Annotated in this window: 12 protein-coding genes; 6 read left to right on the top strand and 6 right to left on the bottom strand. The window is 44.8% G+C overall.

The window, feature by feature from the left end:
• The 4 genes from R7Q09_RS20205 to R7Q09_RS20190 all read right to left on the bottom strand — a co-directional run.
• Positions 1-272: hypothetical protein (locus R7Q09_RS20205; RefSeq protein ID WP_225474167.1), on the bottom strand; the 272-nt coding region annotated here is incomplete at its 3' end.
• Complete coding sequence (locus tag R7Q09_RS20200; protein WP_005380443.1) at positions 265-1,404, bottom strand: flagellin; 1,140 nt, start codon at positions 1,402-1,404, stop codon at positions 265-267. The genes R7Q09_RS20205 and R7Q09_RS20200, both read right to left, overlap by 8 nt.
• A 146-nt stretch (positions 1,405-1,550) precedes the next feature.
• On the bottom strand, positions 1,551-2,453 hold the full coding sequence (locus R7Q09_RS20195) for a Dyp-type peroxidase (protein WP_005387715.1): 903 nt from the start codon (positions 2,451-2,453) through the stop codon (positions 1,551-1,553).
• A 46-nt stretch (positions 2,454-2,499) separates the two neighbouring features.
• Positions 2,500-2,985 (bottom strand): DUF2919 domain-containing protein, encoded by a 486-nt coding sequence (locus R7Q09_RS20190; RefSeq protein WP_025768263.1) that lies wholly within the window; start codon positions 2,983-2,985, stop codon positions 2,500-2,502.
• Positions 2,986-3,129: 144 nt separating this feature from the next.
• Between R7Q09_RS20190 and R7Q09_RS20185 the strand changes: the two genes are divergently transcribed.
• Positions 3,130-3,483, top strand: a complete 354-nt coding sequence (locus R7Q09_RS20185; protein ID WP_005380437.1) for a DUF2956 domain-containing protein — start codon at positions 3,130-3,132, stop codon at positions 3,481-3,483.
• A 3-nt stretch (positions 3,484-3,486) separates the two neighbouring features.
• Positions 3,487-3,819 carry a DUF4156 domain-containing protein gene (locus tag R7Q09_RS20180; RefSeq protein ID WP_005380435.1) on the top strand — a complete coding sequence of 111 codons (333 nt, stop codon included), beginning with the start codon at positions 3,487-3,489 and terminating at the stop codon, positions 3,817-3,819.
• 34 nt (positions 3,820-3,853) lie between these two features.
• Here the strand turns inward: R7Q09_RS20180 and R7Q09_RS20175 are convergent, their stop codons facing one another.
• Positions 3,854-4,141, bottom strand: a complete 288-nt coding sequence (locus R7Q09_RS20175) for a helix-turn-helix domain-containing protein (RefSeq protein WP_005380433.1) — start codon at positions 4,139-4,141, stop codon at positions 3,854-3,856.
• Positions 4,142-4,432: 291 nt separating this feature from the next.
• Between R7Q09_RS20175 and R7Q09_RS20170 the strand changes: the two genes are divergently transcribed.
• The 4 genes from R7Q09_RS20170 to R7Q09_RS20155 are packed head-to-tail and all read left to right on the top strand — an operon-like array spanning position 4,433 to position 6,851.
• A complete protein-coding gene (locus R7Q09_RS20170; protein WP_005380431.1) occupies positions 4,433-4,783 on the top strand; it encodes an ArsC family reductase in 351 nt (116 codons plus the stop codon).
• Between the two features lie 18 nt (positions 4,784-4,801).
• On the top strand, positions 4,802-5,938 hold the full coding sequence (gene dapE / locus R7Q09_RS20165) for a succinyl-diaminopimelate desuccinylase (RefSeq protein ID WP_239945754.1): 1,137 nt from the start codon (positions 4,802-4,804) through the stop codon (positions 5,936-5,938).
• Positions 5,939-5,952: 14 nt separating this feature from the next.
• Positions 5,953-6,651, top strand: coding sequence for a M15 family metallopeptidase (locus R7Q09_RS20160; RefSeq protein WP_239945755.1), 699 nt, complete (start codon positions 5,953-5,955; stop codon positions 6,649-6,651).
• Positions 6,648-6,851, top strand: coding sequence for a DUF2897 family protein (locus R7Q09_RS20155; RefSeq protein WP_005380425.1), 204 nt, complete (start codon positions 6,648-6,650; stop codon positions 6,849-6,851). Before R7Q09_RS20160 ends, R7Q09_RS20155 begins: the two co-directional genes overlap by 4 nt.
• Positions 6,852-6,957: 106 nt before the next feature.
• Here the strand turns inward: R7Q09_RS20155 and bamC are convergent, their stop codons facing one another.
• Positions 6,958-7,977: an outer membrane protein assembly factor BamC gene (gene bamC / locus R7Q09_RS20150; protein ID WP_005380424.1), complete on the bottom strand. Its 1,020-nt coding sequence runs from the start codon at positions 7,975-7,977 to the stop codon at positions 6,958-6,960.
• Positions 7,978-8,034 lie beyond the last annotated feature (57 nt).

The raw sequence follows: 8,034 nt of genomic DNA, 5'->3' as shown, positions 1-8,034 counted from the left end.
TGGTGATTTCTCCAATTGATTTTCCGGTGTAGCGGTTTCCGACGTCTCGGAAAACCAAGTAGTTCTCTCAAAGTTACTTTTATTAACGGCGCATGCCCTGTTTTCTTTAGAGAAAATTTTAGATTTTTTTGAAAATAATTCGTTTGGAGGGGTAATCGTGACAAAGCGGATAAAAAAGCAAAAAAACTTTCATTTTTCGCTAAAGCTTCTTTTCGAATTGTCGATACAGGCAGGTTTTGCGTTAAATTCGGGCAAGGCCGTTCATCAGCCAAGCAAGGTCAATGCTAGGTTTGGCGCTTGTTTTGCTTGTGCCAGAATAGAAGTACTGACCTGTTGTAAAATCTGTTGCTTCACCATTTGCGTAGTTTCTTTGGCATAGTCAGTGTCTTGGATACGACTGTTGGAAGCGGCTAAGTTTTCGTGGATATTATCTAGATTATTGATCGCGTGATTAAAGCGGTTTTGATACGCGCCTAACTCCGCACGACTGCCATCTACCGTTTTCAAAGCATCATCTAAAATACCGACCGCCATCTGAGCGCCACCGACCGTGCTAATATCAATACTATCTACCGTTCTATTTACGGTGACATACTTGCCAAGTTCTAACTCATCAGCCAGGCCACCACTGAAGGTTGGTCCAGGGTATTTTATGGCGTCCTTGTGGGACATGAGTAACTGCAGTTGCCCCTCCTCATTAACAGACGCTTTCACTTTATCGGTTTGCCCATTAATGTAAGTCGCGAGTTCTTCTATATCGTCGCCAGCTTTAGCTTCAATACGGATCTCCTGCTCTTCAAAATTGTTATCACGGTAGCTGATAACAATTTCATTATTTCCGTTTTGAACCGTCCAATCTGAACTGACTCTTTGATATGAGCTCATTGAAAAGCTACCTAAAGATTCCGGCTGCATGGTCCGCAGGCCAATTTGTACCGCTTCACCAGCCGTTGCTCCGATTTGAAAAGACGATGTACCGAATGTGCCATTCAGCAATTTACGTCCGCCAAAGGAGGTCGTTTCTGCAATACGACTTAACTCATCATTTAAAGCAGAAACTTCTTCTTGCAGTGCAGTGCGCTCCGCTTTGCTGTTTGAACCATTGGCTGACTGTAGCGACAAATCACGCATACGTTGCATGATATTGGTCACCTCATTCATCGCGCCTTCCGCAGTTTGCATGATGGAAATGCCGTCATTCGCGTTACGTACCGCGACATCCAAACCACGCATTTGTGATTGCAAGCGGTTGGATATTTGCAGACCCGCAGCGTCATCCTTTGCGCTATTAATACGCTTCCCTGAAGACAAACGCTCCATGGATTGATTCAGCATATCCGTTGCACTGGTCAAATGACGCTGTGCGACGAGTGCTGCCACATTGGTATTAACGGTGATAGCCACGAGACACAGACTCCAAATAAATTAAGGCTTTGAGTACTTATCGACCAAGTAACAGAAAAGTTTAGTGTTTTTTTGAAAAGAGATTGGAATAAAAATAGAAAACAAAAGCCCTCCATTGGAGGGCTTAAGAAATGAAGTCTGAGAACTTACTTGATGGCTAGCTCCGCGAGCATTTCTTGCGAAGGAGCGAAGAAGTACGCACCAGTTACCGCTGTTGTGAAACGAAGCATTTGGTCTGTTTTACCATCTGTCACGCCGTACATACTTTCTAGCATCACTTTAATGTTATGAAGTGTATTGCAGTAAGAAATAAACAGCAGGCCATGAGGCCCTGTCACCGTCCCGTATGGTAAGCTGTGGCGAACAATCTTCAAACCTTTACCTTCTTCTTTGATATCAACGCGACCAACGTGTGATGCAGCAGGAACGTCTTCTAGCTCGATAGAGTCTGGCTTGGTACGACCAATCACTTTTTCTTGCGCTTTGACATTCAATCGATTCCAAGCGGCAAGGTTATGTTCAAAGCGCTGAGCCATAACATAACTGCCTCCAGCAAATGGGCCCTCTTTTACTAGAGCCACATCAGCGCGAGCCTCCCCTTTCGGGTTTTCTGTGCCATCAATGAAGTCTGTCATATCACGAGCATCAAGGTAACGGTACCCATATGTTTCGTCCACAATGGTGACATCTTGTGCCGTCTCTTCTAGGAACTTACGCAACACGTAAAAATGCAAGTCGTGACGAGTCGAGTGACAGTGAATCAGTACATCTACGTCTGTTGCTGGAGCAACGATGTCACCTTCGCCAAGTTGAGTAAAATCAATAAGCTCTTCTGGCGCGTCTACATTAAGGTGTTCCCAAAACGATTTTGTGAATGCGATAGAAAGCGTCAGCGCTGCACCCGGCTGGGTAATGTTTAACTCTTCCACCAACTTTGGCAGTGCTTTCAGTTTTTCTAATACGTTTTCACGGTTTTGGTTCACTTTGAGTTGAGTGTACAGTGCAAATGGCCCGGCTTCTGGCACGATCGCCGTTTGAGCTTGTGACATTGAGGTTTCCTCTATTACTTTGCCCCAGAGTGGGAAGTTATTGTTTTTAATTCTTTGAATGCTGCTGTTCATCGTGCGCCAATTGTGGCACATGAAAACAGTCTTTTACCCATCTTCCATTTAGAAGATAGATCATAAACCAAGCTAATAAGGTAATGGTAAGGGCGTTTGCCCAATTAAACACTCCATGTTCTAGGTACACATGATACATGGTCTGAGCAAGTTGAATACCGCACAAGATCAAAGTGATCTCGCGACCATAGCGAGTAATTCTGTTTACCCATCCTCTGTCGGGATGACGAAGCCCCATTAACCACATAAGAAGCAAACTTGGAATGCCCATCGCCAAACCTAAATACAACGTACTTGAATCTGGGTAAACAATAGCGAGTAGCTTACTGCCACTATCACGACTTACACCAGCCATGGCAAACACCACCCATGAACGCACAAGAAACATCCATCCCACCCATAAAATGATCGGCGCCTTTAAAAATCCATGAGCGTCATATTGGTCAAACGAATAGCGCACAACATCTTCTTCTTTATGTGATAAAAACGTCACTTTAACCTATCGTTTCAGAGTTGCAAGCCAACAAAGATGAGAACTGAAGTTCATTTCAGCACCTTACACAGGTAAACTAAACAAAGATTTACAGCGACGTTGATGAGAAACATGAAAAAAAGAACTCCTGCCACCCCTGTGCCTTCTCAAGAAACACAAGCCGAAGCGATGAGAATTGCTAAATCCACGCAAAAGCCCGGCCAAACCAAAGAGCAAACCAAGCTCATCGCTCAAGGTATCGAAAAAGGCATCGCGCAATATAAGAAACAACAAAAAGAGCGCAACCGCCAAGCCGATAAAGCGAAGAAAAAACAGCAACGTGAAAAACAACGTCAGCATGAAGAGATTATCGAACAAGACAATATCACCGACGATGCGCCAAACCATTCATCAAGCAAACTGCCTTGGACACTACTTGTCCTGAGCTGGATTGGCTTTGCTGCTTACATAGTATTGGGGAAATAGCTAATGAAACGCCTGTTACTTGGACTTTTTGTCGTGCTTCTAACGGGTTGCACGATGCCTTCTCATCTTACTCATGCTCAAAGTCAAGATGTTCATATTCGCATTGACGCGCAATTCGACCCTGAGCGATGCGAATACAAAGGCGAAGTTACTGGAAGTGAAGGCCATTGGTATAACTACATTTTCATGACTAATGACGCGATGATGCAAGGCGCGATGAACGATTTAAAAAACAATGCAGCGGCTATCGATGCGGACACCGTTTTTATGGTTTCCCCACAAGATTTTATCACTTCATTTAGCGTACTGGGTTCCGCCTACCGCTGCAATGGATGAGGCCTGAATATGAAAAAAGCCAGCAATTGCTGGCTTATGCACGAAATCCAAGACTGCTAGCGATATCTCTCTCCCGCTCTAGAACCCATTGGCTATCAAAAGGCCCCCAATCTGAAAGTTGATAATAGCCGTCATTATGACGTCGGCCATCTTGAACGAATATGAGTTCAATGCCGATCCCAGGTAACGCCTTGAGTACATCTTGAATAGTACGACGAGGCCACCCCGTTTTTTCGATCAACTTTGGCACATTCGGCCTTTCTAGGTTTTCCACCAACAAGGCCAAATATAGCCGCCTTGCAAAAACAGGACTCAATTCCATTGACACCTCCTAAAATTGTGCTGATTCATTATTTCGTTTTTGCTCAGCGAGGTGTTGCGTTTGATCAATAACTCGACTTTTCCATTTGATTTAGACGAATTTTTATTCGATTTATAGCGCATTCATCGTAAATAAGTTATGTGACATTAGTTATCTCAATCTATCTGAAAATATTTTCCACCGCATTTTGTCAGTTTGATTGCTTCTTGATAGGATGCTTTAACAGCCCAAATCACTTAAGTGCGTCTTAACCGCGCCAGTGAAAAATAGAACAAAGAAAAAGGAAACACTATGTCGATTACCATGTTTGGTATTCCCAACTGCGATACGATCAAAAAAGCCAAGAAATGGTTAGAAGCCGAGGATATTGCTTACGACTTCCATGACTACCGTAAGCAAGGCATTGATGCAGAAATGGTAAGTGAATTTTGTCGCGCTTTAGGTTGGGAACAGGTGCTCAATAAACGTGGCACAACCTACCGCCAATTAGCGCAAGAGCAGAAAGACACACTTAACGAGGAAAACGCCATCGCTCTTTTGGTAGAAAACCCTGCGATGATTAAACGCCCAATTTTAAAAGTGAATGATCAACTTCATATCGGTTTTAAAGCTGATCAATACGCTAGCATTTTCAACTCTTAAATAAAGGAATACTCAAGGATGACAGACAGTCCAGTATTGGCACTTGCTAAAGATCTGATCAGTAGACAGTCCGTAACGCCGGAAGACGCAGGTTGTCAGGATTTGATGATCGAGCGCTTAAAAGCACTCGGGTTTGAAATTGAAGTGATGGTATTTGAAGACACCACGAACTTCTGGGCTCGACGTGGTTCAGAAGCGCCGCTATTTGCGTTTGCTGGCCACACCGATGTGGTACCAGCTGGCAAATTGGAACACTGGAATACACATCCGTTTGAACCGACCATTATTGATGGTTACTTGCATGGCCGAGGCGCAGCTGACATGAAAGGGTCGCTAGCTGCTATGGTCGTTGCTGTCGAACGCTTCATTGAAGAAAACCCAGACCACAAAGGCTCAATTGGCTTTTTGATTACGTCAGATGAAGAAGGGCCATTTATCAATGGTACCGTTCGCGTTGTAGAAACGTTGATGGAACGTGGTGAGAACATCGATATGTGTATTGTTGGTGAACCATCCAGCACCGACGTGGTTGGCGATGTAGTGAAAAATGGACGCCGTGGATCCATCACTGGTGATTTAACGGTAAAAGGAACACAAGGTCACGTGGCCTACCCTCACCTAGCCAGCAATCCAGTGCACGAGTCTCTACTCGCGATTCATGAACTCGCGACGACAGAATGGGACAAAGGGAATGATTACTTCCCACCGACTAGTTTCCAGATCCCGAATGTATCGGCTGGCACTGGTGCGTCTAACGTTATTCCTGGCGAGTTCCATGTTCAGTTCAACCTACGTTTTAGTACTGAGCTTAACAATGACGCAATTGTTCAGCGTGTTACCGAAACATTGGACAAGCATGAGCTGGACTACGACCTAAAATGGACATTCAACGGTGACCCATTCCTGACCGATACGGGCGCACTGCTAGACGCAGTTGTAGCTGCTGTGGCCGAAGTCAATGATACGAAGCCAGCGCTACTTACAACTGGCGGTACTTCTGATGGTCGTTTTATTGCTCGAATGGGAGGTCAAGTCGTAGAGTTAGGCCCTGTTAACGCTACGATTCATAAAGTGAACGAGTGTGTGAAAGTCGACGATCTTGAAAAGTTGACGGACATGTACGAAAAAACGTTGAAACACCTATTGGCGAAGTAATCAGCGAGAACACAATGACACCAGAGCAACTCACCGGAATCACTGATTCCCATCTTCAATCCACACTAGTGGGGCAAAAGGCATTTATGCTTCACCCTAAAGTAGTCAATGACTTATTGAAGATGATTAATGCCGCAACCGAAGCAGGTTTCAAAATGGAAATCGCCAGTGGTTTTCGTGACTTTAATCGCCAAAAATCCATCTGGAACGGGAAGTTTTCTGGTGAGTTGCCAATTCTCGACATCAACTCCCGCCCTTTGAATAAAGCAGAGTTAAATGACGAAGAGAAATTGATGGCCATTTTGCGCTGGTCGGCATTGCCCGGAGGAAGTCGTCATCATTGGGGTTGTGATTTTGATGTCTATGCGCGCAATTTTTTGCCTGCTGACACCAAACTCAAGTTGGAACCTTGGGAGTATCTTGAAGGCCACCAGCAGGCGTTCTACCAATGGTTAAAAGCCAACCTTGGTCGGTTTGGTTTCTTCTTCCCTTATCAGCATGATTTAGGTGGCGTTTCGATTGAGCCTTGGCACATTAGTCACCGCGCTGTCGGGCAGCAATGCCTCGAGCAGTTGACGCTTGATGTACTCAGAAGCCAGTTGATTAAACAAAATCAGACCGACAACATTGCAGGGATTGACGTCATACTGAATAATTTGGATAACGTCGTTGCCAAATTTATTCACAATATCACGCCGCCGGAGGCTCTATGATAGAAATACTAACCAATCCTTGGGTCATTATTATTGTAGTGTTGAGCGTGGTTATTGGTAATATTGCCGCACTCAAATATACCGCAAAAATGAAGTTTGGTCAGATGGATAAAAGCCGTAAGAACGATTTAGATAAGCTGAACACATTGGATAAACAGCGCTACGCTGAAGAAGATAAAAACAAAAACGAGCCTCGTTAGTTACTCACCAGCTTCATCTCGACACATTTAATCTAAACATCAAAAAAGGGACCACTAGGTCCCTTTTCTATCATTAAGTAAACACGCCGCGTTAAGCTCGCTTTGTTTACTGCTTCACTGTTGCAGCCAATACAGGCGCTAGTGATTTCAAAAACTCTTCTTCTACTGGCTTGCCAGAGGAGTCGGTGATATTGATAGACGTACGGTTGCCTAAATCACCAAGTAAGAATGTGTACTTACCAGCGGCTAACTCCACTGGTTTAACGCCGATATCGTTCCAGAATTCATCATCCGGAGATGCATATTTCGCAGTGATTGTGCCCTGAGACTGGCTACGCTCTTCAATCTTAAAGCCCATCTTAGGTAGAATATTAGGCAGACGTTGCCAAAGCATGTTGTATTGCGCACGCGCGATAATCACTGGAAGTCCGCTGCGGTCTTTACCCATTGTGATTGGGATCTGTTTAACCAACTCTTGCGCTTTACGCTGTGCTTCTTCACGCACTTCTTGATCGTAGCGAGCGGTGACCAAGTTCGTCATGAACACATTGTAGCGCTCACGGTTGGTCGCCGTTACTTCTTTCACTTGATTGCCTTCACGCCAGTCAATAAGGCTCACCTTAAAGCCGTGTCGACCATTTGCTTCAGCGCGTACGATTTCATATCGGCTGCCAATTTCTAGCTCTTCATCTGGCGAATCCCAAGTCACCCATCCTGTCTCGATGCGAGAGTCTGTTTGGCTTTCAACTGGAATCTCGTTAGCCGCGACCATGTTTTGCACCGTTTGCCAAACTTTATCTAGTTCATCTTTACGAAGTAGCCAAAGTGTCACTTCACCATCACTACTGCGGTCTAGACGTGCACCGGGAATAAGCTCTAGGACTTGTTGAGGTGGACGAATGTCGACATCTTTACCGACACCACCAGCGTAGTTACCCTGAGGGATCTCGTAGTTAGGGTAAAACTGAGGCTGTGCACCCTGTGGGACATTCCACTCACCCAAATTTGGGGAGTTCAAATACTCGAAGTCATCTTTTGCTTGACGACGTTGATTGGCACCACCTGAACAGGCAGTCAATACGAATACAGCTAATGAACTTAACACTAACTGGCTTGAAAGCTTCATCTATACTCCTAAAACACCGAGGGCGCTTTGGCCCCCAGTATGAACTTCAATCCTAGT

This window comes from Vibrio sp. 2130-1 (assembly GCF_033339515.1).
The sequence above is the reverse complement of the archived record's forward strand: the minus strand, read 5'-3'. Positions and strand labels throughout refer to the sequence as shown.

Coding starts and splice junctions, on each gene's coding strand:
- bamC (WP_005380424.1), bottom strand. CDS start 7,977: ATGAAGCTTTCAAGCCAGTTAGTGTTAAGTTCATTAGCTGTATTCGTA.
- R7Q09_RS20185 (WP_005380437.1), top strand. CDS start 3,130: ATGAAAAAAAGAACTCCTGCCACCCCTGTGCCTTCTCAAGAAACACAA.
- R7Q09_RS20155 (WP_005380425.1), top strand. CDS start 6,648: ATGATAGAAATACTAACCAATCCTTGGGTCATTATTATTGTAGTGTTG.
- R7Q09_RS20180 (WP_005380435.1), top strand. CDS start 3,487: ATGAAACGCCTGTTACTTGGACTTTTTGTCGTGCTTCTAACGGGTTGC.
- R7Q09_RS20175 (WP_005380433.1), bottom strand. CDS start 4,141: ATGGAATTGAGTCCTGTTTTTGCAAGGCGGCTATATTTGGCCTTGTTG.
- dapE (WP_239945754.1), top strand. CDS start 4,802: ATGACAGACAGTCCAGTATTGGCACTTGCTAAAGATCTGATCAGTAGA.
- R7Q09_RS20195 (WP_005387715.1), bottom strand. CDS start 2,453: ATGTCACAAGCTCAAACGGCGATCGTGCCAGAAGCCGGGCCATTTGCA.
- R7Q09_RS20170 (WP_005380431.1), top strand. CDS start 4,433: ATGTCGATTACCATGTTTGGTATTCCCAACTGCGATACGATCAAAAAA.
- R7Q09_RS20160 (WP_239945755.1), top strand. CDS start 5,953: ATGACACCAGAGCAACTCACCGGAATCACTGATTCCCATCTTCAATCC.